This is a genomic window from Streptomyces sp. NPDC017202, from assembly GCF_044331705.1.
GTDB lineage: Bacteria > Actinomycetota > Actinomycetes > Streptomycetales > Streptomycetaceae > Streptomyces.
In genome coordinates, this window is record NZ_JBIRNP010000001.1 from 669,528 (window position 1) to 693,794 (window position 24,267).

The window sequence follows — 24,267 nt, forward strand, 5'->3', positions numbered from 1 at the left end:
CACCAGGACGCCACGGCGGCCCGTACGGATCCCGTGGTTCCCGCCTCGCGCGTCCCCGGCTTCGCGCCGCCGCCCGGAAGACCGGCGCCATCGGCCGCCCGGGACCCCGCCCACGCACGAGGGCCCGGCCGCACCGTTCGGTGCGGCCGGGCCCTCCCGCGCGCGGCGGCGCTACTTCACGACCGTCAGCGGCAGCAGCTTCTTCCCCGTGGGACCGATCTGGATGGAAGTGTCCATGGCAGGACACACGCCGCAGTCGAAGCACGGTGTCCAGCGGCAGTCCTCGACCTCGGTCTCGTCGAGGGCGTCCTGCCAGTCCTCCCAGAGCCAGTCCTTGTCGAGGCCGGAGTCCAGGTGGTCCCAGGGCAGGACCTCCTCGTAGCCGCGCTCACGGGTGGTGTACCAGTCGACGTCCACGCCGAAGGGGGCCAGGGCCTTGTCGGCGCAGCTCATCCAGCGGTCGTAGGAGAAGTGTTCGCGCCAGCCGTCGAAGCGGCCGCCGTCCTCGTAGACGGCGCGGATGACGGCGCCGATGCGGCGGTCGCCGCGGGACAGCAGGCCCTCGACGATGCCGGGCTTGCCGTCGTGGTAGCGGAAGCCGATCGAGCGGCCGTACTTCTTGTCGCCGCGGATCTTGTCGCGGAGCTTCTCCAGGCGGGCGTCCGTCTCCTCGGCGGAGAGCTGCGGCGCCCACTGGAAGGGGGTGTGCGGCTTGGGCACGAAGCCGCCGATGGAGACCGTGCAGCGGATGTCGTTGGCGCCGGAGACCTCGCGGCCCTTCTGGATGACGCGGGTCGCCATGTCGGCGATCTGCAGGACGTCCTCGTCGGTCTCCGTCGGCAGACCGCACATGAAGTACAGCTTCACCTGGCGCCAGCCGTTGCCGTACGCGGTGGCGACGGTGCGGATCAGGTCCTCTTCCGAGACCATCTTGTTGATGACCTTGCGCATGCGTTCGGAGCCGCCCTCGGGGGCGAAGGTGAGGCCGGACCGGCGGCCGTTGCGCGTCAGCTCGTTGGCCAGGTCGACGTTGAAGGCGTCCACGCGGGTCGAGGGCAGGGAGAGGCCGATCTTGTCCTCTTCGTAGCGGTCGGCGAGGCCCTTGGCGACGTCGCCGATCTCGCTGTGGTCCGCGGAGGACAGCGACAGCAGGCCGACCTCCTCGAAGCCGGTCGCCTTCAGGCCCTTCTCCACCATCTCGCCGATGCCGGTGATGGAGCGCTCACGGACCGGGCGGGTGATCATGCCGGCCTGGCAGAAGCGGCAGCCGCGGGTGCAGCCGCGGAAGATCTCCACCGACATCCGCTCGTGCACCGTCTCGGCGAGCGGGACGAGGGGCTGCTTCGGGTACGGCCACTCGTCGAGGTCCATGACCGTGTGCTTCGACACCCGCCACGGAACACCGGACCGGTTGGGCACGACGCGGGCGATGCGGCCGTCCGGCAGGTACTCGACGTCGTAGAAGCGCGGGATGTACACGCCGCCGGTCTTCGCCAGGCGCAGGAGCACCTCCTCGCGGCCGCCCGGCCGGCCCTCGGCCTTCCACTCCCGGATGATCCTCGTCATGTCGAGCACGGCCTGCTCGCCGTCGCCGATGACCGCCGCGTCGATGAAGTCGGCGATCGGCTCGGGGTTGAAGGCCGCGTGGCCGCCGGCCAGCACGATCGGGTCGTCGAGACCGCGGTCCCGGGCCTCCAGCGGGATGCCCGCCAGGTCCAGGGCGGTCAGCATGTTCGTGTAGCCCAGCTCGGTGGAGAAGGACAGACCGAACACGTCGAAGGCCTTCACCGGGCGGTGGCTGTCCACGGTGAACTGGGGGACGCGGTGCTCGCGCATCAGGGCCTCCAGGTCCGGCCACACGCTGTACGTGCGCTCGGCGAGGACGCCCTGCTGCTCGTTGAGGACCTCGTAGAGGATCATGACGCCCTGGTTGGGGAGCCCGACCTCGTAGGCGTCCGGGTACATCAGCGCCCAGCGGACGTCGCAGGACTCCCAGGGCTTGACCGTGGAGTTGAGTTCGCCGCCGACGTACTGGATCGGCTTCTGCACGTGCGGGAGCAGAGCTTCGAGCTGCGGGAAGACCGACTCGACAGACATCGCGAGGTTACCTTCGTGAGCTGGCTGGGGGCACCCCCGGCCGGAGGGGCTGGGGGAGGGTGACCATCTAGCCTAACCCGCTCACGAGGTGTCGCCGAACGCCGGAAGGGCCCGGTGCCTCAGACCGCCGTCGCCGCGCCGGTCGTCTCCCACGCCTGGGGCAGCGCCGCCTCCGCCAGTTCCGCGCGTCGTTCCTCCCGGCCGTGGAGCAGTCCGTAGGTGAAGGCGCTCTCCCCCGCCGCGTGTGCCTGGGCGGCGAGGCCGCGCAGGGCCTCCCGGGCCATCACGCTGTCCTGGTGGTCGCCGAGCAGGCCCTGGAGGGACTTCATGTGACGGACCAGGTCGGCGGCGGGTCCGCCGAGCGCGGGCGCGGCGGTCTCGGCGCAGTAGCGGGTCCGCTTGGCCTTCTTGCGGGCCTCGTGCAGGGCCAGGTCCCGGCCGGTCCCCGGCGGCTGGGCGAGTGCCTCCTGGACCAGGGTGGCGACCCGTGCGAGGTCCTTGCGCACGGCCTTGGCGAGCACCTTCTCCGGGGTGCCCGCGGCGGCGGGCAGCAGGGGCGGCTCGTCGAGCAGCCGGTCCAGGGTGTCCAGCAGCGTCAGATACCGTGCGCCGTCCAGTACGGCGATCAGGCGCCGGCGTGAGCCGTTGCTGCCGGCCCGCGCCCAGGTGCGGAGCCGTTTGCGGACGGGGCCGACGACCAGGGGGCGCGGCAGTGCGTCCAGGGCGGCCGTCAGCCGGTCGGTGAGCACCTCCTGGTCGCGGTCCACGCCCAGTTCCCCGGCGAGCCACTTCAGTTCCTCGCCTGCCGGGTCGGTGACGGTGCGGTCGAGGACCTTGATGTAGGAGCGGAAGGCGCTGCGCATCCGTCGGGTGGCGACGCGCATGCCGTGCACGGAGTCGGGCAGTTCCCGGCGGACGGCCGGATCCAGTGCGACGATCGCGTCCCGCTGGGTGCGCAGGTACGCCAGGACGTGGTCCCCGGCGGTCGCCGTGGCGCCGGAAGCGGTCTTCTGGGGGGCGCGCCTCCCGCCGGCCTGCGGCTTCCGCCTGGGTTTCCCGTCCTTCTTCCGTCGCGGTTCCGTCTCCGCCAGTGCGCGTGCCAGCTTCGACGCCGACCCGGAGGGCCGTACGCCCGCCGCGCGGAGCCGTTCCTCCACCTCGTCGAGGAAGTCGGGGTCGCCGTCGTCGGCGAGTTCCACCTCGATCTCGGTCCACCGGGCGGAGCCGCCGTCCCCGGTCAGCCGGTCGGCGCGCACCGCGTCCGCGCTGACCTCGGCGAGCAGCCGGCCCTCGGCGTCGACCAGCTCGCGGACGTCGCGGGCGGAGCGGAGCCGGACGACCGGTGCCAGCCCGGCGTCCCGCACGCGGGAGCGGACCAGGCCGGCGAGGGCGCGCGGGAGGGTGTCGGACAGCGGTGCCCGGATCTCGTCGCGGACGCCGGGGGCGACGGGGAACTTCAGGTGCCAGCCCGCGTCGGAGCCGCCGGTGCGGCGCCGCAGGGTGAGGGAGGCGGCGGAGAGCCGCGCGTCGGCGGTGTCGTAGTAGGTGGCGTCCAGTTCGGTGACGCCCTTGTCGAGGACGGCGGCGACCCCGGCGACGCCCGTCAGATCGGGCAGCCCGTCGTCATCGGATTCGTACTTGCGCTCGACCTCGCGTTTCGTCTCCGTCATGACCCGAATCTAGTGGGGGTCGAGCCCGGGACGGCAGGGCCGACCGGGCTCGACTTGCTCCGCTTCCTCCGCACGCGGGGCGCGGTGAGTGCCGTGGTGTGCGGGGCGCTCAGGCCGACATGGGTCGCTGGACCCGGATCGACTGCAGCAGTCCGACCGCCACCCACACCGCGAACATCGACGTGCCGCCGTAGGACACGAACGGCAGGGGCAGGCCGGTGACCGGCATGATGCCTAGGGTCATGCCGATGTTCTCGAAGGACTGGAAGGCGAACCAGGCGACTATCCCGGCGGCGACGATCGTGCCGTACAGCTCGGTCGTCTCGCGGGCGATGCGGCAGGCCCGCCACAGGACGACGCCGAGCAGCACGATGATGAGGCCGCCGCCGACGAAGCCCAGTTCCTCGCCGGCGACCGTGAACACGAAGTCCGTCTGCTGTTCGGGCACGAACTGGCCGGTCGTCTGCGAGCCCTCGAACAGTCCGGACCCGGTCAGGCCGCCCGAACCGATGGCGATGCGCGCCTGGTTGGTGTTGTAGCCGACACCCGCGGGGTCGAGGCTGGGGTTGGCGAAGGCCGCGAAGCGGGCGATCTGGTACTCGTCCAGGATGTGCAGCTGCCAGACGGCGAGCGCGCCGGCCACGCCCGCGCCGAGCAGCCCGAAGACCCACCGGTTGGAGGCGCCGGAGGCCAGCAGCACGCCCAGCACGATGATGACCATGACCATGACCGACCCGAGGTCGGGCATCAGCATGACGATCAGCATCGGTACGGCGGCCAGGCCGAGGGCCTGGAGCACCGTGCGGTGGTCGGGGTAGAGCTTGTCGCCGGCGTCGACCCGGGCCGCCAGCAGCATGGCCATGCCCAGGATGATCGTGATCTTCACGAACTCCGAGGGCTGGAGCGAGAAGCCGCCGCCGAGCTGGATCCAGGAGTGCGCGCCGTTGACGGTGGAGCCGAGCGGGGTGAGCACCAGCAGGATCAGCAGGACCGACAGGCCGTACAGGACCGGTACGGCGTTGCGCAGTGTGCGGTGGCCGAGCCAGACCGTGGCGATCATCAGGGCGAGCCCGATGCCGGTGTTCAGCAGGTGCCGCAGCAGGAAGAAGTACGGGTCGCCCTGGTTGATCTCGGTGCGGTTGCGGGTCGCCGAGTACACCAGGAGGGAGCCGATCAGCGACAGCGCGATCGCCGCCAGCAGTATCGGCCAGTCCAGGCGCCGCGCCAGCGAGTCGCGGGCGAAGAGCCGCGTCCAGCCGGCCCGTTCGGGCCCGTACCCGGAGACGGAGAAGCCGTTCGCGCCGGTCATGTGCACTTCCTCCGGCTTCCTCGCCGGCGTCCTCGCCGCCGCGTGTCACGGTTGGTGGCCTCGGGTGAGGCGGTGGTCGCCCCCTGCTGCGTGGCGTCCGGGGCGGGGGTGCCGGTCCCGGTGGCCTTCTGGTAGGTCTGCTGCTCCTTCGCCGGGTCCTTGGAGATCTTCGGGGACGCGATCGTGCCGTCCGTCTTGATCTTCGGCAGGGTCTTCTGCGGGGTGGGCAGCAGCGCGTTCTTCTTGTTGATCACGCCGTCGTCGGAGACGCCGTACAGGGCGTCGTATATGTTCCGCACGGCCGGGCCGGAGGCACCGGAACCCGTACCGCCCTGGGAGATCGTCATCACGATCGAGTAGTCCTTGGTGTACGTGGCGAACCAGGACGTCGTCTGCTTGCCGTAGACCTCGGCGGTACCGGTCTTGGCGTGCATCTCGATCTTGTCCTGGGGCCAGCCGCCGAAGCGCCAGGCCGCCGTACCGCGGGTGGCCACGCCGGCGAGGGCCTCGTCCATCTGGGCCAGGGTCTGCTTGCTGACGGGCAGCTTGCCGTGCGCCTGCGGCTCGATCTCCTGGACCGTCTTGCCGTCGGGGCTGACGACGGCCTTGCCGACCGTCGGGTCGTACAGGGTGCCGCCGTTGGCGATGGCCGCGTAGATGGTGGCCATCTGAATGGGGGTCACCAGGGTGTCGCCCTGGCCGATGGAGTAGTTGATCTCGTCACCGGCGCGCATCTTGTTGCCCTCGAGGCAGTTCTCGTACGCGATCTTCTCGACGTAACTGCCGTCCTTCTTGCCGGTCTTGCACCAGCCGGCCTTGTTGGCGTCCCAGTAGGACTGCTTCCACTCGCGGTCGGGGACGCGGCCGCTGACCTCGTTGGGGAGGTCGATGCCGGTCTCCTTGCCGAGGCCGAACTGGTGGGCGGTCTTGTAGAAGTAGTCCTTCGGCTTGCCCTTGGGGTCGATGCCGCCGTCCTTCTGCCACTGCTGGTGGGCGAGGGAGTAGAAGACGGTGTCGCAGGAGACCTCCAGGGCGCGGCCGAGGGTGATCGGGCCGTGGTTCTGGGACTCGAAGTTCTTGAAGACCTGGCCGCCGACCGAGTACGAGCTGGAGCAGTTGTACCGTCCGTCGAACTCGTAGCCCGCCTGGACCGCGGCGGCCGTGGAGACCACCTTGAAGATCGAGCCGGGGGCCGCCTGACCCTGTATGGCCCGGTTGAGCAGCGGGTAGTTGGAGGACTTCCCGGTGAGCTTCTTGTAGTCCTTGGCGGAGATCCCGCCCACCCAGGCGTTCGGGTCGTAGTTCGGGTTGGACGCCATGGCGACCACGCGGCCGGTCTTGGCCTCCATCACCACGACCGCGCCCGCGTCGGCCTTGTAGTTCTCGCTGGTGTTCTTGTCGAACTGCTTGCGGGCTTCCTTCATCGCCTCGTTCAGCTCGTACTCGGCGACTCGCTGGACGCGGGCGTCGATGCTGGTGACGAGGTTGGAGCCGGGCTGGGCCGGGTCGGCCTCGGCCTCGCCGATGACCCGGCCGAGGTTGTCGACCTCGTAGCGGGTGACGCCGGCCTTGCCGCGCAGTTCCTTGTCGTACTGACGCTCCAGGCCGGACCGGCCGACCTGGTCGGAGCGCAGGAAGGGCGAGTCGGTGTCCTGGGCCTTGGTGATCTCCTCGTCGGTGACCGGGGAGAGGTAGCCGAGGACCTGGGCGGTGTTGGCCGCGCCGGGGCTCGCGTAGCGGCGCACGGCCTCGGGTTCGGCGGTGATGCCGGGGAAGTCCTCGGCGCGCTCGCGGATCTGGAGGGCCTGCTTGGGCGTGGCCTCGTCGGTGATGGGGATGGGCTGGTAGGGCGAGCCGTTCCAGCAGGGCTGGGGGGTCTCCGCGTCGCACAGCCGGACCTTCAGCGTGACGTCCTCGGCGGTCATGCCGAGGACGTCGGCGAGCTTGGCCAGGACGGCCTTGCCGTCGTCCTTCTGCTTCAGCAGTTCGGTACGGGAGGCGGAGACGACGAGCCGTGTCTCGTTGTCCGCGAGGGGGACTCCTCGCGCGTCCAGGATGGAGCCGCGCACGGCGGGCTCGACGACCTGCTGGACGTGGTTGCCGGAGGCCTCCTTGGCGTACTCGGCGCCCTCACGGATCTGGAGGTACCACAGCCGGCCGCCGAGGGTGCCGAGGAGGGAGAGGACGAGGATCTGGATCACGACGAGCCGGATCTGGACCCGTGGGGTCCTCCCGGTCTCGGGAATGTTGGTCACTGCGGCGGTCTCCCCCTCTCAGTGCGCGGACGTGTGTGCCCGGATGCGAGTGCCTGTGGGTGTGCGTGTGCCGGTGGATGTGGGTGTGCCGGTGGATGTGCGTGTGCGTGTGCCGGTGGGTGTGCGTACGCATGATGAACGATCCGCCTGTGAGGCCCCGTTCCACCGCGGCGGCCCCGTTCGGGTGAACCCGCGGGCGTCCTCCGCGCACGGGACGCGGCCGGCACCGTCTTCCGCGTCACCCGTCCTCGGCTCCCCCGCGATCACAGCCTCTTGACCCCCTTGATGCGCCCGGCACGGGCCGTCCGGGAGCGGGCCGCCTTCATCTTCAGGCCGCCGCGCTGGCCGCCGATCCGCAGGCCGGTGCCGGAGGAGAGCCACCCGGAGGAGATGTCGGGCGTCTTGGCGGCGGCGTTGGTCTCGGCGAGCGGGTCGTTGTCCGCGCGCCGGGCCAGGAACATCACGCCCGGCACGACGAAGGGGGCGAGCAGCAGGTCGTACAGGGCCGCCGAGAACAGCAGGCCGGTGAGACCGACGTGGCGGGCGGCGGTGTCGCCGACGAGGGCGCCGACACCGGCGTAGAGCAGGGTGGAGCCGATCGCGGCGGCGACCACGACGAGCATCGGTCCGGTGGCCGACTTGATGCGGCCGTTCTCCGGCTTGACGAGCCCGGCCAGGTAGCCGATGACGCACAGCACGAGGGCGTAGCGGCCGGCGGCGTGGTCGGCGGGCGGGGCGAGGTCGGCCAGCAGTCCGGCGCCGAAGCCGATGAGGGCGCCGCCGACATGGCCGTAGACCAGGGCGAGGCCCAGGACGGTGAGGAGGAGCAGGTCGGGGACCGCGCCGGGGAGGTGCAGGCGGGCGAGGACGCTCACCTGGATCACCAGGGCGACGACGATCAGCGGGACGGAGAGCAGGATCCGGTTGACGCGCATGGGGTAGTCAGCTCCTACTGCTCTTCCCGGCCTTCGACGGGTGCGTTCGCGTTCGGGGTGACCGTGACGGTCACCGTCGGCGTGGGGACCGGCTTGGGCTTGGTGGGCAGCACGGTGTCGCGCGGGTCCTTCTTCGGGGCCTCGACGACGACGCCGACGATGTCGAGCTTGGTGAAGCTGACGTACGGCGTGACGTAGAGGGTGCGGGTGAGGTCGCCGCCGGACGGGTCGACGCGGGAGACCACGCCGACCGGCACGCCGGGTACGAACGGCTTGTCGGCCTGCGAGCCGAAGGTGACCAGACGGTCGCCCTTCTTCACCTCGGCCTTGCCGTTGAGGAGTTCGACGCGCAGCGGGCGGTCGCCCTGCCCGGAGGCGAAGCCCAGTTCGTCGGAGGCCTCCATGCGCGTGCCGACGGTGAAGTCGGGGTCGCTGGCGAGCAGGACGGTGGCGGTGTTCGGCCCGACGGTGGTGACCCGCCCGACCAGTCCGTCGCCGTTCAGGACCGTCATGTCGCGTCGGATGCCGTCGCGTGCGCCGACGTCGATGGTGACGGTCCAGGAGAAGCCCTGGGCCGCTCCGATCGCGATGACCTCGGCGCCCTTGATGCCGTACTGGCCGGCGCCGGCGGTCTTGAGGATCTTGTCGAGCTGCGCCAGCCGGCTGCGGTTGCGGTCGTCGCTGCCGAGTTTCGCCTTGAGGGCGGCGTTCTCCTTCTCCAGCGCGGCGAGCCGGTCGTGGCGCTCGCCGGAGTCGCGTACGGCGGAGACGGCGTCGCCGACGGGGTCCACCGCCGACGCCACCCCGTCCTCGACCGGGCCGAAGGCCGCGGCCGCGGCCTGCCGGGCGCCGTCGACCGGGGAGTCCTCCCCGCCACGGATGTCCACCGTGATCAGCGCGAACGCGACGGCGATCAGCAGCACCAGGAGCAGCCGGCTCTCTCGTGTGTCCCTCACGTGCGGCGGCCATGCCCTTCCTCATAGGAATGCGGGAATGCGGGATGTCGCTCGCCCCCGGCATGATCCGGGGGTGCGGTATGGGGTGCTTGGAGGTTCTTGAGGATCTTATGCCTCGATATCGACGATCCGCCGCACGAGAGGCGGTCGCCCCGTACGGCGGAATCGAAGCGTTACGTCATCTGCGCGGCGCCGCGTCCAGAACCTGCTGGAGCGCCTCGAACTCCTCGACGCACTTGCCGGATCCGAGCGCCACGCTGTCCAGCGGGTCCTCGGCGATGTGGATGGGCATGCCGGTCTCCCGGCGCAGCCGCTCGTCCAGCCCGCGCAACAGGGCTCCGCCACCGGTCAGGACGATTCCGCGGTCCATGATGTCGCCGGACAGCTCCGGCGGGCACTTGTCGAGGGTGGTCTTCACGGCGTCGACGATCGCGTTGACGGGTTCCTCGATCGCCTTGCGCACCTCGGCGGCCGAGATGACGACGGTCTTGGGCAGCCCGGAGACGAGGTCCCGGCCACGGATTTCGGTGTGCTCGTCGGAGTCGAGGTCGTACGCCGAACCGATCGTGATCTTGATCTGCTCGGCCGTCCGCTCACCGAGGAGGAGGCTGTACTCCTTCTTGATGTGCTGGATGATCGCGTTGTCCAGCTCGTCGCCCGCGACGCGGATGGACTGGGCGGTGACGATGCCGCCGAGCGAGATGACCGCGACCTCCGTGGTGCCGCCGCCGATGTCCACCACCATGTTGCCCGTGGCCTCGTGGACCGGCAGGCCCGAGCCGATGGCCGCGGCCATGGGCTCCTCGATGATGTGCACCTGCCGGGCACCGGCCTGGGTCGACGCCTCGATGACGGCGCGGCGCTCGACGCCCGTGATGCCCGAGGGCACGCAGACGACGACCCGCGGCCTGGCCAGATACCGCCGCTTGTGGATCTTCAGGATGAAGTAGCGGAGCATCCGCTCGGTGATCTCGAAGTCGGCGATGACGCCGTCCTTCAGCGGACGCACGGCGACGATGTTGCCGGGGGTCCGTCCGATCATCTTCTTCGCTTCGGAGCCGACCGCGAGGATGCCACCGGTGTTGGTGTTGATCGCGACGACGGACGGCTCGTTGAGTACGATCCCGCGACCCCTGACGTACACCAGCGTGTTGGCGGTCCCGAGGTCGACAGCCATGTCACGGCCGATGAACGACATTGAGTTCCCCATCAGGATTCGGCTGGCCTTCCCATGAGCTCGTGAGGGCTTTTCAGGTCGGCGAGGTGGGCGCTGTGACGTGAAGGCTTACATCGTAGACGCGCCTGCACGAACACTGCGCGAGGGTCTTCGCCATTGTCAGCAGATGCCGCGGCGCCTCGCTTGTGGAGACGGGCCATCGGGGGCACGCGTTCCCCCGATCGGCACGCATATGCCGAGGGACGGCCGAAATCGTACGGCCGTCCCTGGTCAGGCGACGGGGCGAGGTGACGGTCCCTCAGAAAAATTTCCGAAACCTCCGCGACGGGACGGCTCGGAAGCGCCCGGTTCGCTGGTTTCGTCCCGCCGCTCCCGGCCCAGGCGTCTCCGGGGCAGGCGCGTCGGGGTCAGGCGCGTCTGGGTCAGGCGCGTCCGGGGAAGAAGATCTTCACCTCGCGCTCGGCGGACTCCTCGGAGTCGGAGGCGTGGATCAGGTTCTCGCGGACGATCACGCCGAAGTCGCCCCGGATGGAGCCCGGCGCGGCGGCGATCGGGTCGGTCGGGCCGGCCAGGGCGCGCACGCCCTCGATGACCCGCTCGCCCTCGACGATCAGGGCGACGACCGGTCCGGAGGACATGAACTCCACCAGCGGCTCGTAGAAGGGCTTGCCCTTGTGCTCGCCGTAGTGCTGCTCCAGGGTGTCCTGGTCCAGGGTGCGCAGTTCCAGCGCGGTGATCTGCCAGCCGGCCTTGCGCTCGATACGGCTGATGATCTCGCCGGTCAGGCCACGACGGACGGCGTCGGGCTTGAGGAGGACGAGGGTGCGCTGGCTCACGGGGTGGCTCCTTCTGCTGCCGGTGTGCGGTGGGACGAGATTACAGGGCGTGTCCGAGCCCCTGTCACACAGCGTCAGCGGTGCCCGAGGGGGAGGCGGCGGCCTGTGCGGCGAACCTCGCCTTCGCCTCGTCGATCTTGCGTCCGTAGTGCACCGACGCCCACCACAGGGCCCCGAAGAGCACGCCGAGGATGAACATCATCGGCACGACGAAGCCGCTGAGGACGAGGGCGACCTGGAGGGCCCAGCCGAGGGCGACTCCCCCGGGCCGGGTGACCACGCCGCACAGCAGCACGCAGAGGAACATGGCGATGCCGCACACCGTCCACACCGTGGACGTGGTGAGGTCGGCGTCCTTCATGGCGACCAGACCGGCGAAGCCGATGATGAAGAACTCGCCGATCAGGGTGGAGGAACAGAGCGTACGCATGGTGTGGGACCTCAGCCCTTCCCCAGGAGCAGCCGGGCTTCCCCGACGGTGATGACGGAACCGGTGACCAGGACGCCGCCGCCGGCGAACTCGCCCTCCTCCTCGGCGAGCGTGATCGCCGCCTCCAGGGCGTCGGGCAGCCGCGGCTCGACCTGGACGCGCTCCTCGCCGAACACCTCGACGGCGATCGCGGCCAGCTCGTCCACGTCCATGGCACGGTGGCTGGTGTTCCGGGTGACGACGACCTCGGCGAAGATCGGCTCGAAGGCCTCGAGCAGCCCTCGCACGTTCTTGTCGCCGCTGGCCCCGACCACGCCGATCAGCCGGCTGAAGTCGAAGGCCTCGCCGACCGCCTCGGCGGTGGCGCGGGCGCCGGCCGGGTTGTGGGCGGCGTCGAGCACGACGGTCGGGGAGCGCCGGACGACCTCCAGGCGGCCCGGCGCCGACACGGCCGCGAAGGCCTTGCGGACGGTGTCGATCTCCAGGGGCTCGGGCCGCTGGGCGCCCACGCCGAAGAACGCCTCGACGGCGGCGAGGGCCACGGCCGCGTTGTGCGCCTGGTAGGGGCCGTGCAGCGGGAGGTACACGTCGGGGTACTCGCCGCCGACGCCGCGCAGGGTGAGCAGCTGTCCGCCGACGGCGACCTGCCGGGCGACGACCCCGAACTCCAGGCCCTCGCGGGCCACCGTGGCGTCCACCTCGACGGCCTTCTTCAGCAGGACCTGGGCGGCGTCGACGGGCTGCTGGGCGAGGATCACGGTCGCGCCCTGCTTGATGATCCCGCCCTTCTCCGCGGCGATCTCGGCGGGCGTCCCGCCGAGCCGGTCGGTGTGGTCGAGGTCGATGGGGGTGACGACGGCGACGTCCCCGTCGATCACGTTGGTGGCGTCCCAGGAACCGCCCATGCCCACTTCCACGACGGCCACGTCCACGGGGGCGTCGGCGAAGGCGGCGTACGCCATGCCGGTGAGGACCTCGAAGAAGGACAGCCGGTACTCCTGGGCCGCGTCGACCATCTCCACGTACGGCTTGATGTCGTGGTAGGTCTCGATGAACCGCTCGGCGGAGACGGGGGCGCCGTCGAGGCTGACGCGCTCGGTGATCGACTGCACGTGCGGGGAGGTGTACCGCCCGGTGCGCAGGTCGAAGGCGCCGAGGAGCGCCTCGATCATGCGGGCGGTGGAGGTCTTGCCGTTCGTCCCCGTGATGTGGATGGCGGGGTACGCCCGCTGCGGTTCGCCCAGGACGTCCATCAGGGCGGCGATCCTGGCGACGGACGGCTCCAGCTTGGTCTCGCCCCAGCGGGTGGCGAGCTCCGCCTCGACCTCGCGCAGGGCCTTGTCGACCTCGGGGTCCGCGGGCCGGGCGGGCACGTCGGGCTCGGGCGGACCGCCCAGGGTGCGCAGGGTGCGGCTGCCGGCCTCGATCACCGCCAGGTCCGGGTCGCGGTCGGTCTCGGCCGCGATGATCTCCTCGAAGGAGTCGAGGGCATCGGGCTGGTCGTCGTCGTTGCCGTTGGGGGGGAGCTCGCTCACGGGGCCAGTCTACGGACGGCCGCCGACAGACGTAGGCGAAGGCCCCCGGAGCTGTACGTTCCGGGGGCCTTCGCCGACATTCGGGACACGGGGTGCGGGCGTGCCTACGCCTGCGGAAGCCGGTCCAGCTGGGCCTGGATGCGGGCGATGTCCTCGTCCGCCTTCGCCAGCCGGGCGCGGATGCCGTCGACGACCTTGTCGGGCGCCTTGGCGAGGAACGCCTCGTTGCCGAGCTTGCCCTGGGCCTGGGCCTTCTCCTTCTCGGCGGCGGCCAGGTCCTTCGCCAGCCGCTTGCGCTCGGCGGCCACGTCGATCGTGCCGGACAGGTCGAGGGCGACCGTGGCACCCGAGACCGGCAGGGTCGCCGTCGCCGAGAAGTCCTCGCCCTCCGGCTGGAGCCGCAGCAGCTGGCGGATGGCCGCCTCGTGCGGGGCGAGCGCGGTGCCGCCCAGCTCCAGGCGGGCCGGGACCCGCTGGCCGGGCTGGAGGCCCTGGTCGGCGCGGAAGCGGCGGACCTCGGTGATGACCGACTGGAGCGTCTCGATCTCACGCTCGGCGTCGGCGTCCCGGAAGCCGCCCGGCGTGTCGGCGCCGGGAACGGACACGGCCTTCGGCCAGTCGGCGATGACGACGGACTCGCCGCCGGTCAGCGTCGTCCAGAGGGTCTCCGTGACGAACGGGACGACCGGGTGCAGCAGCTTCAGGGTGACGTCGAGGACCTCGCCGAGGACGCGCTTGCTGACCTCGGCCGGTTCGCTGCCCGCCTGGAACGTCGTCTTGGACAGCTCGACGTACCAGTCGAAGACCTCGTCCCACGCGAAGTGGAAGAGGGCGTCGGAGAGCTTGGCGAACTGGAAGTCGTCGTAGAACGCGTCGACTTCGGCGACCACCGAGTTGAGGCGGGACAGGATCCAGCGGTCGGCCGCCGACATCCTGGAGGCGTCCGGCAGCGGGCCCTCGACCGTCGCGCCGTTCATCAGCGCGAAGCGGGTGGCGTTCCAGATCTTGTTGGCGAAGTTGCGGGAGCCCTGGACCCAGTCCTCGCCGATGGGCACGTCGACGCCCGGGTTGGCGCCGCGGGCGAGGGTGAAGCGCAGCGCGTCGGAGCCGTACTTGTCCATCCAGTCCAGCGGGTTGACCGCGTTGCCGAAGGACTTGGACATCTTCTTGCCGAACTGGTCGCGGACCATGCCGTGCAGGGCGATGGTGTGGAACGGCGGGGTGCCGTCCATCGCGTACAGGCCGAACATCATCATCCGGGCGACCCAGAAGAAGAGGATGTCGTAGCCGGTGACCAGGACGGAGTTCGGGTAGAACTTCGCGAGCGACTCGGTCTGTTCGGGCCAGCCGAGGGTGGAGAACGGCCACAGGCCGGAGGAGAACCAGGTGTCGAGGACGTCGGTGTCCTGGTGCCAGCCCTCGCCGGTGGGGGCCTCGTCGTCGGGGCCGACGCAGACGACCTCGCCGTTCGGGCCGTACCAGACGGGGATGCGGTGGCCCCACCACAACTGCCGCGAGATGCACCAGTCGTGGAGGTTGTCGACCCAGTCGAAGTACCGCTTCTCCATCTCCTGCGGGTGGATCTTGACGCGGCCGTCGCGGACGGCGTCGCCGGCGGCCTTCGCCAGCGGTCCGACCTTGACCCACCACTGCATCGACAGGCGGGGCTCGACGGTGGTCTTGCAGCGTGAGCAGTGGCCGACGCTGTGGACGTACGGGCGCTTCTCGGCGACGATCCGGCCCTCGGCGCGCAGCGCGGCGACGATGGCGGAGCGGGCCTCCAGGCGGTCCAGGCCCTGGAAGGGGCCGTGGGCCGTGATGACGGCGTGCTCGTCCATGATCGTGAGGGACGGCAGGCCGTGGCGTCGGCCGATCTCGAAGTCGTTCGGGTCGTGGGCCGGGGTGACCTTGACGGCGCCGGTGCCGAACTCGGGGTCGACGTGCTCGTCGGCGACGACGGGGATGGAGCGGTCGGTCAGCGGGAGACGGATCTCCTTGCCGACCAGGTGCTTGTAGCGCTCGTCGTCGGGGTGGACGGCGACGGCCGTGTCACCGAGCATCGTCTCGGCGCGGGTGGTCGCGACGACGATGGTGTCGTCGCCCTCGCCGTACGTCATGGAGACGAGCTCGCCGTCGTCGTCCTGGTACTCGACCTCGATGTCCGAGATGGCGGTGAGGCAGCGCGGGCACCAGTTGATGATGCGCTCGGCGCGGTAGATCAGCTCGTCGTCGAAGAGCCGCTTGAAGATGGTCTGGACTGCCTGGGAGAGGCCCTCGTCCATGGTGAACCGCTCACGCGACCACGCGACACCGTCACCGAGGCGCCGCATCTGGCCGCTGATCTGCCCGCCGGACTCGCCCTTCCACTGCCAGACGCGCTCGACGAAGGCCTCGCGGCCCAGGTCGTGCCGCGACTTGCCCTCCTTGCCCAGCTCGCGCTCGACGACGTTCTGGGTCGCGATGCCGGCGTGGTCCATGCCGGGCTGCCACAGCGTCTCGAAGCCCTGCATGCGCTTGCGGCGGGTCAGGGCGTCGATGAGGGTGTGCTCGAAGGCGTGGCCGAGGTGCAGGCTGCCCGTGACGTTCGGCGGCGGGATGACGACGGTGAACGGCGGCTTGTCGCTCTTGGCGTCGGCCTCGAAGTAGCCCCGCTCGACCCAGCGCTCGTACAGCGGCGCCTCTACGTCGGCCGGCGCGTACTGGGTCGGCAGTTCGGTCGTGGGCGCTGGGGGCTGCTGCTGAGCGTTGTCGGTCACGGGGCCAGTTTAGGGGTGTCACCGCGCCGTCCCGAAACGCCTTTGTTCTGTAACGGTGGGGCCCCCGCCGCCGTGACCGCACCGGGATTGAGTCAGGATGTGAAAATCGCATAAGCGTCTGGAGGGGAACCCCGTCATGAGCTACAACCAGCCGGGCCCGTACGGCGGGCAGCAGCCTCAGCAGCCCGGCCCGTACGGCCAGCCGGGCCCGTACGGCCAGCAGCCGCAGGCTCCCCAGCCCGGCTACGGGTACCCCCAGCAGCCCCCGCAGGCCACCCCGCCCCAGACGCCGCCGTACGGCCAGCAGCCCCAGCAGCCCGGCCCGTACGGCCAGCAGCCGCCCACCCCGCCCTACGGCCAGCAGCCCCCGTACGGCCAGGCCCCGTACGGCCAGGCCCCCTACGGCGTCCCCCAGCCGCCGGCCCCGGGCGGCGGCAAGAAGAAGCTCGGCCTCATCATCGGCGCGGTCGCGGCGGTCGCCGTCGTCGGCGTGGGCGCGGCCCTCGTCCTGGGCGGCAACTCGGGCTCGGGCGGCCTGGAGGACGACGGCGCGCACAAGCTGACGACGCCGGAGACGGTGCTCGACGAGTACAAGCGGGTCGGCAAGGGCAACCAGGTCAGCGACTCCGACAACGCGAAGGACATGGAGAAGAGCGGCGTCAAGGGCGGCACGGCGGTCCTCGGTCAGTGGTCGACCGCGGACCTGAGCAACTACGACCCCGAGGACCCCTCCACGCTGCCCAGCCAGTCCGAGCTGCTGACCGCCAAGGGCATGACGATGGTGGGCGGTTACGGGGAGATCGCCGACCCGCAGGCGACCCTGGACAAGTTCTTCGCCTCCATCCAGAAGCAGGTCAAGGACAGTTCCACCAGCGACACCGGGACGATGCAGAACGCGGAACTGGTCGGCGAGCCGGAGGAGGTCGAGATCGACGGCGCGGTCGCCAAGTGCCAGTCGACGAAGAGCACCAACGCGCTCACCAAGAAGGAGTCGACCGACTGGTTCTGCGCCTGGGCCGACTACAGCACGGTCGCCATGGTCTCGCCGGGCGACAACACCGGCACGGGCGTGAACAAGGCCACCACGGTCGACCTCACCACGAAGCTGCGGGAGCAGATCCGCGTCAAGGCCTGACGCGCCCGCCGCACGACGGACACGACGGAAGGGCCCCGGTCACCCGACCGGGGCCCTTCGTACGTCTCGTCCGTCCCTCGCTACGCCGTCTACGCCGTCTTCTGCTCGCCCGGCCCCCGGCCGCCTCGGACGTCCCGCGGGATCAGGGTCGGGTTGACGTTGGAGAGCACGACGTCCGCCGTGATGACCACGCGGGCCACGTCCTTGCGGGACGGGACCTCGTACATCACCGCTTGGAGGACTTCCTCCATGATGGCGCGCAGGCCGCGCGCGCCGGTCTGGCGCAGGATGGCCTGGTCGGCGATGGCCTCCAGGGCCTCACGCTCGAAGTCCAGTTCCACGCCGTCGAGTTCGAAGAGGCGCTGGTACTGCTTCACCAGCGCGTTGCGCGGCTCGACGAGGATCTGGAGCAGGGCCTCGCGGTCCAGGTTGTGGACCGAGGTGATCACGGGGAGGCGGCCGATGAACTCGGGGATCATGCCGAACTTGACCAGGTCCTCGGGCATGACGTCCTCGAACTGGTCCTTGGCCTCGATCTCCCGCTTCGAGCGGATCGTCGCGCCGAAGCCGATGCCCTTGGCGCCGGCCCGGGACTCGATGATCTTCTCCAGGCCCGAGAAGGCACCGCCCACGATGAACAGCACGTTCGTCGTGTCGATCTGGATGAACTCCTGGTGCGGGTGCTTGCGTCCGCCCTGCGGCGGGACCGAGGCCGTGGTGCCCTCGAGGATCTTCAGCAGGGCCTGCTGGACGCCCTCGCCCGAGACGTCGCGGGTGATCGAGGGGTTCTCGCTCTTGCGCGCGACCTTGTCGATCTCGTCGATGTAGATGATCCCGGTCTCGGCCTTCTTGACGTCGTAGTCCGCGGCCTGGATCAGCTTGAGCAGGATGTTCTCGACGTCCTCGCCCACGTACCCGGCCTCGGTGAGCGCGGTGGCGTCGGCGATCGCGAACGGTACGTTCAGCATGCGCGCCAGGGTCTGCGCGAGGAGGGTCTTGCCCGAGCCCGTGGGGCCCAGCAGCAGGATGTTGGACTTCGCCAACTCGATGGCGTCCTCACGGCCTTGGCCGCCGCCGTGCTCACCGGCCTGGACGCGCTTGTAGTGATTGTACACCGCGACCGACAGGGCCTTCTTGGCCGGCTCCTGGCCCACCACGTAGCCCTCGAGGAACTCGTAGATCTCGCGCGGCTTCGGGAGTTCCTCCCAGCGGACCTCGCTCGTCTCCGCGAGCTCTTCCTCGATGATCTCGTTGCAGAGATCGATGCACTCGTCGCAGATGTACACACCGGGCCCTGCGATGAGCTTCTTGACCTGCTTCTGGCTCTTGCCGCAGAACGAGCACTTGAGCAGATCGCCGCCGTCACCGATGCGTGCCACGGTGTGCTTCCCCTTCGCCTGGGAAACGACTGGACGTCTTCCGAGTCCAGCGTCTCCTGGTGCTGCCTTATGTCGACGGTACCTTGCCGGGCCCCACGTTCGGGCCCCCCTTGGCACGGTTCACTTCCACGTGGACCGTGTCACACCATGCCAAGGGGCGGCAGACGATACTCCTCCGCCCGCGTCAGCGCAGGTCGGCGTTGTTCATCTTGCGGGTCGAGATGATCTGGTCGATCAGGCCGTACGCCAGCGCGTCCTCGGCCGTGAGGATCTTGTCGCGCTCGATGTCCTCGCGGATCTTCTCGATCGGCGTGGTGGAGTGCTTGGCCAGCATCTCCTCCAGCTGTCCGCGCATCCGCAGGATCTCGTTGGCGGCGATCTCCAGGTCGGAGACCTGACCGCGGCCGGTCTCGCTGTACGGCTGGTGGATCAGCACGCGGGCGTTCGGCAGCGCCATGCGCTTGCCGGGCGTGCCGGCGGCCAGCAGGATCGCGGCGGCGGAGGCCGCCTGGCCCATGCAGACCGTCTGGACGTCGGGCTTCACGAACTGCATCGTGTCGTAGATCGCGGTCAGCGCCGTGAAGGAGCCGCCGGGGCTGTTGATGTAGATCGAGATGTCCCGGTCGGGGTCCATCGACTCCAGGCACAGCAGCTGCGCCATGACGTCGTTGGCGGAGGCGTCGTCGATCTGCACGCCGAGGAAGATCACGCGCTCCTCGAACAGCTTCGCGTACGGGTCGTACTCGCGGATGCCCTGGGAGGTGCGCTCGACGAAGCGCGGGATGACGTAGCGGGACTCGGCGCGGGGGCCGGTGTATTCGGCCTCGGTGCGGGCGTAGAGGCCGCTGCCGGGGAAGTCGTTCACGGTGTCTCCTGGAAAGAGGGCTGGGGCGGTGGACGTAGGGGGCTGAGAGGGGCGCCGACGGCCTCGGGGGCGGCCGGTGTCGGCGCGGAGCCCCCTGGGCCGTGACGAGCCCGTACTAGGCCGCCCCGGTACCGCCGCCGCCCGGCATGCCGGCGGCCGTGGGGATGACGTCGTCGATGAGGCCGTACTCCTTGGCCTCGAAGGCGTCGAACCAGCGGTCACGGTCCGAGTCCCGGGTGATCTGCTCGATGGTCTGGCCCGTGTGCTGGGACGTGAGCTCGGCCATGCGCCGCTTGGTGTGCAGCAGCCGCTCGGCGTGGATCTTGATGTCCGAGGCCGAGCCCGCCAGACCGGCGGAGGGCTGGTGGATCAGGATCTCGGCGTTCGGCAGCGCGAAGCGCTTGCCGGGCGTACCGGCGCTGAGCAGGAACTGGCCCATCGAGGCCGCGAGGCCCATCGCGATGGTCACCACGTCGTTCTTGATGTACTGCATGGTGTCGTAGATCGCCATGCCGGCCGTGATCGAACCGCCCGGACTGTTGATGTACATGTAGATGTCCTTGTCCGGGTCGGCGGCAAGGAGCAACAGCTGTGCGGTGATCTTGTTGGCGATGTCGTCGTCGACCGGCTGGCCGAGGAAGATGATCCGCTCGCCGAGCAGCCGGTTGTAGACATGGTCGCCGAGGCCACCACCGATGGAAGGCTCACCGGCGGCGGAGGGCATCAGATTCGTCACGTATCCACCTGCTCGTCTTGTCGACGGCGTCCGGGCCGTCTCACGTGTACTGCTGGGGGCAACGGGGACTCCCCTGCCCTCGTATTCATGGACCCTAACGCGCGGGTCCCTTCGGAGAATCCCGGAGAGGTGAGTGTTCGCCCGGGGCGTAGCCGGGCCGCCGGCGGTGGGGCCCGGCGTCGCGCGGATCGTGGACGGGTGCGGGCCGCGCCGCCGGTCGCCCGTACGGCGGAGCCGCACCCCGGCAGGGCCTCGCGCCCCCTCGGGCAGAGGGACGGGCCCCGGGACGAGGTGTCCCGGGGCCCGTCGTGCACGCGTCGGAGGCGGTGCGGGTGCGAGGCTCAGGCCTCGGGCTTGTCCTCGGCGGACTCGGCGGCGTCCTCCGTGGTGGCCTCGGCGGCCTCGTCCTCCTCGTCGTCCAGGTCGACGATCTCGCCGTTGGTGTCCTTCACCGTGGCGGACTCGACGACCACGGCCAGGGCCTTGCCGCGGGCGACCTCGCCGACGAGGAGCGGAACCTGACCGCCCTCGACGACCGCCTGCGCGAACTGGTCGGGGGACATGCCGGAGGAGGCGGCGCGGCGCATGAGGTGCTCGGTCAGCTCCTCCTGGTTCACGTTCAGCTTCTCGCGCTTGACCAGCTCGTCGAGGACGAACTGGGTCTTGATGCCCTTGACCGCGGCCTCGCGGGTCTCGGTCTCGAACTCCTCGGCGGTCTTGCCCTGGAGCTCCAGGTACTTGTCGAGGGTCAGACCCATCTGGCCGAGCTGGTGGTGCTCCAGGTTGTGCTTGCGGGTGTTGATCTCGTCCTCGAGCAGCTTCTCGGGGACGGGCACCTCGACGAGCTCCAGGAGCTTCTCCAGGACGCGCTCCTGGGCCTGGGTGGCCTGGTCGTACTGCTTCATGTTCGCGAGGCGCTTGCGGCTGTCCGCCCTCAGCTCCTCGAGCGTGTCGAACTCGGAGGCGAGCTGCGCGAACTCGTCGTCCAGCTCGGGCAGTTCGCGGGCGGCGACCTGGGTGACCTTGACGGTGACCTCGGCCTCCTTGCCGGCCGCGGAGCCGCCCTTCAGCTCGGAGGTGAAGGTGGCCTCGCCACCGGCCTCCAGGCCCTTGACGGCGTCGTCGATGCCCTCGAGGAGCTCGCCCGAGCCGATCGTGTAGGAGACGCCGTCGGCGACGCCGTCCTCCAGGACCTCGCCGTCGACCTTGGCCTCGAGGTCGACCGTGACGACGTCGCCGTCCTCGGCGGCGCGCTCGACCGGGGAGGTCGAGGCGAAGCGCTCACGGAGCTGCTCGACGGACTTCTCCACGTCCTCGTCGCTGACCTCGACGGCGTCGACCTCGACCTCGATGGAGGAGAAGTCCTCCGGCAGCTCGAGGGCGGGACGGATGTCGACCTCGGCGGTGAAGTTCAGCGTCTCGCCGTCCTTCAGCTCCGTGATGTCGACCTCGGGCTGACCGAGGACGTCCAGCTCGGCCCCGTTGACGGCCTCCGTGTAGAACTTCGGAAGCGCGTCGTTGACGGCCTCCTCCAGCACCGCCCCGCGGCCGAACCGCTGGTCGATGATCCGGGCGGGGATCTTGCCCTTGCGGAAGCCCTTCACCGTGACCTGCTGGTTGATCTTCTTGTACGCCGCGTCGAGGCTGTCCTTGAGCTCCTCGAAGGGCACCTCGACAGTGAGCCGAACCCGAGTCGGGTTCAGGGTCTCCACGGCGCTCTTCACGGTTCGGTCTCCTTGTGGCTGACTTCTCGGGTTTCGCCGGAACCTGACAGGTCCGGCGATTCAGCGCCCGGGACACTTCGAGGCCGGTGGGCCGGGACACACGGGCGCGCAGTCTGCATAGTAGCCGCAGCAGCTGCGGCCACCCAAAAGACGATCCCCCGGTGCGGCGCCGGCACGATCACGCAGGATGGCGCACGGATGACGCAGATGGTCGGGGTGGCGGGATTTGAACCCACGGCCTTCCGCTCCCAAAGCGGACGCGCTACCAAGCTGCGCCACACCCCGTCTGGTGCGACACGTAGGGTACATGCCCGCAGGCCGCACGGCGGCCGCATTCACGAGGGTCCGGCGGGCCCCGGGCGCGGCGCGCGAAGGAGGTGTGCGACGAGGGGCGCCGACCCGCTACGATGCCTGAGGCGCCGCGGTCGACCGACCTGCGGTCCACGTGTGCGGGCGTAGCTCAATGGTAGAGCCCTAGTCTTCCAAACTAGCTACGCGGGTTCGATTCCCGTCGCCCGCTCTGTACGGCTCAGGGCCAGGTCAGAGGATCATTCCTCCGCCTGGCCCTGACGCGTTTCCGGGGTCGTGCTCGGTCCGACGTGTCCCCCGCGTGCCCCTCGCACGGGAACGGCGCGGAAGCCGCTGATCCCTGTCGGCGGTCGCCGGCCTCTCCCGGCCGGCCGCCGGTCCTCCCTAGAAGCTGATCGAGTTGATCGTTTCGGCGAGGGAGTCGAGGAAGCGGTTGATCGACGGGGCCATGCCCGTCGAGGCGAGGAAGAAGCCGAAGAGGATCGCGACGACGGCGGGGCCCGCCTTGATCGACCCGCCTCTGATCAGGACGACCAACACGATCGCCAACAGCAGCACCACTGACAGTGAAATGGCCACAACTGATCACACATCCTCGGTCGGTCCGCACTCCCGGCCCGGGGACGCGACACGCGCACCCCGCCAGAGAACATCGTGCCACCAACACGGCCTCCCTATGCGGCCGCTGACGCATCCTCGGTCACAACCGTGCACGCCCGATCACTTCACACCGCCCGCCAGGCCTTGCCGTACAGCAATTCACGGGCACGGTCCGCACGCGAATTCACAACTGGCCCGCAGGTAATTCGAATTGTGGGCACACGATCTTCGAGGACATTCAGCGACCACCCGTTGTGCACCTTTTAGTCGGCATGAATCGTGACATACAAGGCGTGGAAGCGGGCGACCAGTTGGCACCGGCCGGAAATCCCGAGGAATGAGATCGCGATGACGAGGAAGGTTTTACGGACCGCCACGGACAACGCTAGGGTGCCTCAGATGTTCCACGCCGCTTCGTCTCTCGTGCCGAGTCCCAGCTCAACCGCGAACGAGAAAGATCAGTACCGATCGTCCCCGGACAGACGGTCGAAGCAGCGTGACGCGTTCTTCGACAACGCCAAGTACCTGGCGATCGTGCTGGTCGCCATCGGCCACTCCTGGGAGCCGCTGAAGGGCGACAGCCGGGTACTTCAAGCCACCTACCAGTTCGTGTACGCGTTCCACATGCCGGCGTTCATCGTCGTCTCCGGCTACTTCTCGCGGAGCTTCGACGGCAGTCCGGCCCGGCTGAAGCGCCTGGTGACCGGTGTCGTCGTGCCGTACGTCGTCTTCGAGACCGCCTATCCGCTGTTCAAGCGGGTCGTCGACCACGACCCGCAGGCCGCCGTCACGCTCCTCGACCCGTACTACCTGACGTGGTTCCTGTGCGCGCTGTTCATCTGGCGGCTGACCACGCCGGTGTGGAAGACGATCCGCCATCCGCTACCGGTGGCCCTGGGCATCGCCCTCCTGGCATCCGCCGCACCGGGTATCGGCGGCAGCCTCGACCTCCAGCGCGTCCTGCAGTTCCTGCCCTACTTCGTGCTGGGCCTGTGCCTGCGGCCCGAGCACTTCCGGATGGTGCGCAACTGGCCGGTGCGGATCGCGGCCGTGCCGGTGTCCGCCTTCGCGCTGGTCTTCTCCTGGTGGGCGGTGCCGCGGATGGACACCGGGTGGCTGTACCACCGTGCCTCCGCCCAGGAGCTGGGCGTGCCGTGGTGGGTGGGGCCCTTCATGCAACTCGCGCTGTTCGGCTGCTCGCTGCTGCTGACCGCCTGCTTCTTCTCCTGGGTGCCGGGGCGCACGATGTGGTTCACGACGCTCGGCGCGGGCACGCTCTACGGCTATCTGCTGCACGGCTTCCTGATCAAGGGCGCGGACTACCGCGGCCTGTTCGAGTTCGACGCGCTGCACCGGCCGCTCGGCGAGATCGCCGTCACCGTGGCCGTCGCCGCCGCCGTCACCCTGCTGTGCACCAAGCCCGTCCGGTGGGCGTTCCGGGGTGTGATGGAGCCGAGGATGGACTGGGCGTTCAAGCGGGACACCACCGTTCCCGAGCAGGCCCGCGTCCCGGAGCGGCAGGCGGTGCGGGAGCGCGAGAAGGTCGACGCCTAGGGTCCTCCT

The 24,267-nt window shown here is 69.8% G+C and carries 18 protein-coding genes and 2 tRNA genes; 3 read left to right on the forward strand and 17 right to left on the reverse strand.

Features of this window, described 5'->3' with window-relative positions; all coding sequences use genetic code 11:
* Positions 1–171: 171 nt before the first annotated feature.
* The 11 genes from ACH4N1_RS02780 to ACH4N1_RS02830 all read right to left on the reverse strand — a co-directional run bounded on the left by ACH4N1_RS02780 (position 172) and on the right by ACH4N1_RS02830 (position 15,956).
* A complete protein-coding gene (locus ACH4N1_RS02780) occupies positions 172–2,097 on the reverse strand; it encodes a TIGR03960 family B12-binding radical SAM protein (RefSeq protein WP_398093998.1) in 1,926 nt (641 codons plus the stop codon).
* 119 nt (positions 2,098–2,216) lie between these two features.
* Positions 2,217–3,767 (reverse strand): CHAD domain-containing protein, encoded by a 1,551-nt coding sequence (locus ACH4N1_RS02785; protein ID WP_398093999.1) that lies wholly within the window; start codon positions 3,765–3,767, stop codon positions 2,217–2,219.
* A gap of 109 nt (positions 3,768–3,876) precedes the next feature.
* Entirely contained in the window at positions 3,877–5,076 is a 1,200-nt protein-coding gene (gene rodA, locus ACH4N1_RS02790) for a rod shape-determining protein RodA (protein WP_398094001.1), read from the reverse strand.
* Complete coding sequence (gene mrdA / locus ACH4N1_RS02795) at positions 5,073–7,331, reverse strand: penicillin-binding protein 2 (protein ID WP_398094002.1); 2,259 nt, start codon at positions 7,329–7,331, stop codon at positions 5,073–5,075. Before mrdA ends, rodA begins: the two co-directional genes overlap by 4 nt.
* Positions 7,332–7,594: 263 nt before the next feature.
* Positions 7,595–8,266, reverse strand: coding sequence for a rod shape-determining protein MreD (mreD, locus tag ACH4N1_RS02800; protein ID WP_366057530.1), 672 nt, complete (start codon positions 8,264–8,266; stop codon positions 7,595–7,597).
* Positions 8,267–8,280: 14 nt separating this feature from the next.
* Entirely contained in the window at positions 8,281–9,222 is a 942-nt protein-coding gene (gene mreC / locus ACH4N1_RS02805) for a rod shape-determining protein MreC (protein ID WP_398094004.1), read from the reverse strand.
* A gap of 178 nt (positions 9,223–9,400) precedes the next feature.
* Entirely contained in the window at positions 9,401–10,420 is a 1,020-nt protein-coding gene (locus ACH4N1_RS02810; RefSeq protein ID WP_356559757.1) for a rod shape-determining protein, read from the reverse strand.
* 401 nt (positions 10,421–10,821) lie between these two features.
* Complete coding sequence (gene ndk, locus ACH4N1_RS02815) at positions 10,822–11,235, reverse strand: nucleoside-diphosphate kinase (RefSeq protein WP_363088256.1); 414 nt, start codon at positions 11,233–11,235, stop codon at positions 10,822–10,824.
* 64 nt (positions 11,236–11,299) lie between these two features.
* The gene (locus tag ACH4N1_RS02820) at positions 11,300–11,665 is read right to left on the reverse strand and encodes a DUF4233 domain-containing protein (protein WP_398094006.1); all 366 of its coding nucleotides are present in this window, start codon (positions 11,663–11,665) and stop codon (positions 11,300–11,302) included.
* A gap of 11 nt (positions 11,666–11,676) precedes the next feature.
* The gene (locus ACH4N1_RS02825) at positions 11,677–13,200 is read right to left on the reverse strand and encodes a bifunctional folylpolyglutamate synthase/dihydrofolate synthase (protein WP_398094008.1); all 1,524 of its coding nucleotides are present in this window, start codon (positions 13,198–13,200) and stop codon (positions 11,677–11,679) included.
* A 104-nt stretch (positions 13,201–13,304) separates the two neighbouring features.
* The gene (locus ACH4N1_RS02830) at positions 13,305–15,956 is read right to left on the reverse strand and encodes a valine--tRNA ligase (protein WP_398094009.1); all 2,652 of its coding nucleotides are present in this window, start codon (positions 15,954–15,956) and stop codon (positions 13,305–13,307) included.
* 136 nt (positions 15,957–16,092) lie between these two features.
* Between ACH4N1_RS02830 and ACH4N1_RS02835 the strand changes: the two genes are divergently transcribed.
* Positions 16,093–17,091 (forward strand): hypothetical protein, encoded by a 999-nt coding sequence (locus ACH4N1_RS02835; protein ID WP_398094010.1) that lies wholly within the window; start codon positions 16,093–16,095, stop codon positions 17,089–17,091.
* 89 nt (positions 17,092–17,180) lie between these two features.
* On the opposite strand, the gene clpX is transcribed toward ACH4N1_RS02835, so the two are convergent.
* The 5 genes from clpX to ACH4N1_RS02860 form a co-directional block, all read right to left on the reverse strand.
* Entirely contained in the window at positions 17,181–18,470 is a 1,290-nt protein-coding gene (gene clpX, locus ACH4N1_RS02840; RefSeq protein WP_398094012.1) for an ATP-dependent Clp protease ATP-binding subunit ClpX, read from the reverse strand.
* A 184-nt stretch (positions 18,471–18,654) separates the two neighbouring features.
* Positions 18,655–19,335: an ATP-dependent Clp protease proteolytic subunit gene (locus tag ACH4N1_RS02845; RefSeq protein ID WP_366057539.1), complete on the reverse strand. Its 681-nt coding sequence runs from the start codon at positions 19,333–19,335 to the stop codon at positions 18,655–18,657.
* Between the two features lie 115 nt (positions 19,336–19,450).
* On the reverse strand, positions 19,451–20,059 hold the full coding sequence (locus ACH4N1_RS02850) for an ATP-dependent Clp protease proteolytic subunit (RefSeq protein WP_398094395.1): 609 nt from the start codon (positions 20,057–20,059) through the stop codon (positions 19,451–19,453).
* 353 nt (positions 20,060–20,412) lie between these two features.
* Positions 20,413–21,795, reverse strand: coding sequence for a trigger factor (tig, locus tag ACH4N1_RS02855; protein ID WP_398094014.1), 1,383 nt, complete (start codon positions 21,793–21,795; stop codon positions 20,413–20,415).
* Positions 21,796–22,003: 208 nt separating this feature from the next.
* A tRNA-Pro gene (locus ACH4N1_RS02860) sits at positions 22,004–22,080 on the reverse strand.
* Positions 22,081–22,244: 164 nt separating this feature from the next.
* On the opposite strand from ACH4N1_RS02860, the gene ACH4N1_RS02865 reads away from it, so the two are divergent.
* A tRNA-Gly gene (locus tag ACH4N1_RS02865) sits at positions 22,245–22,315 on the forward strand.
* A 173-nt stretch (positions 22,316–22,488) separates the two neighbouring features.
* Here ACH4N1_RS02865 and ACH4N1_RS02870 read toward each other — a convergent pair.
* On the reverse strand, positions 22,489–22,683 hold the full coding sequence (locus ACH4N1_RS02870) for a hypothetical protein (RefSeq protein ID WP_363088264.1): 195 nt from the start codon (positions 22,681–22,683) through the stop codon (positions 22,489–22,491).
* Positions 22,684–23,103: 420 nt separating this feature from the next.
* Between ACH4N1_RS02870 and ACH4N1_RS02875 the strand changes: the two genes are divergently transcribed.
* Positions 23,104–24,258 carry an acyltransferase family protein gene (locus tag ACH4N1_RS02875; RefSeq protein ID WP_398094016.1) on the forward strand — a complete coding sequence of 385 codons (1,155 nt, stop codon included), beginning with the start codon at positions 23,104–23,106 and terminating at the stop codon, positions 24,256–24,258.
* Positions 24,259–24,267: the final 9 nt, after the last annotated feature.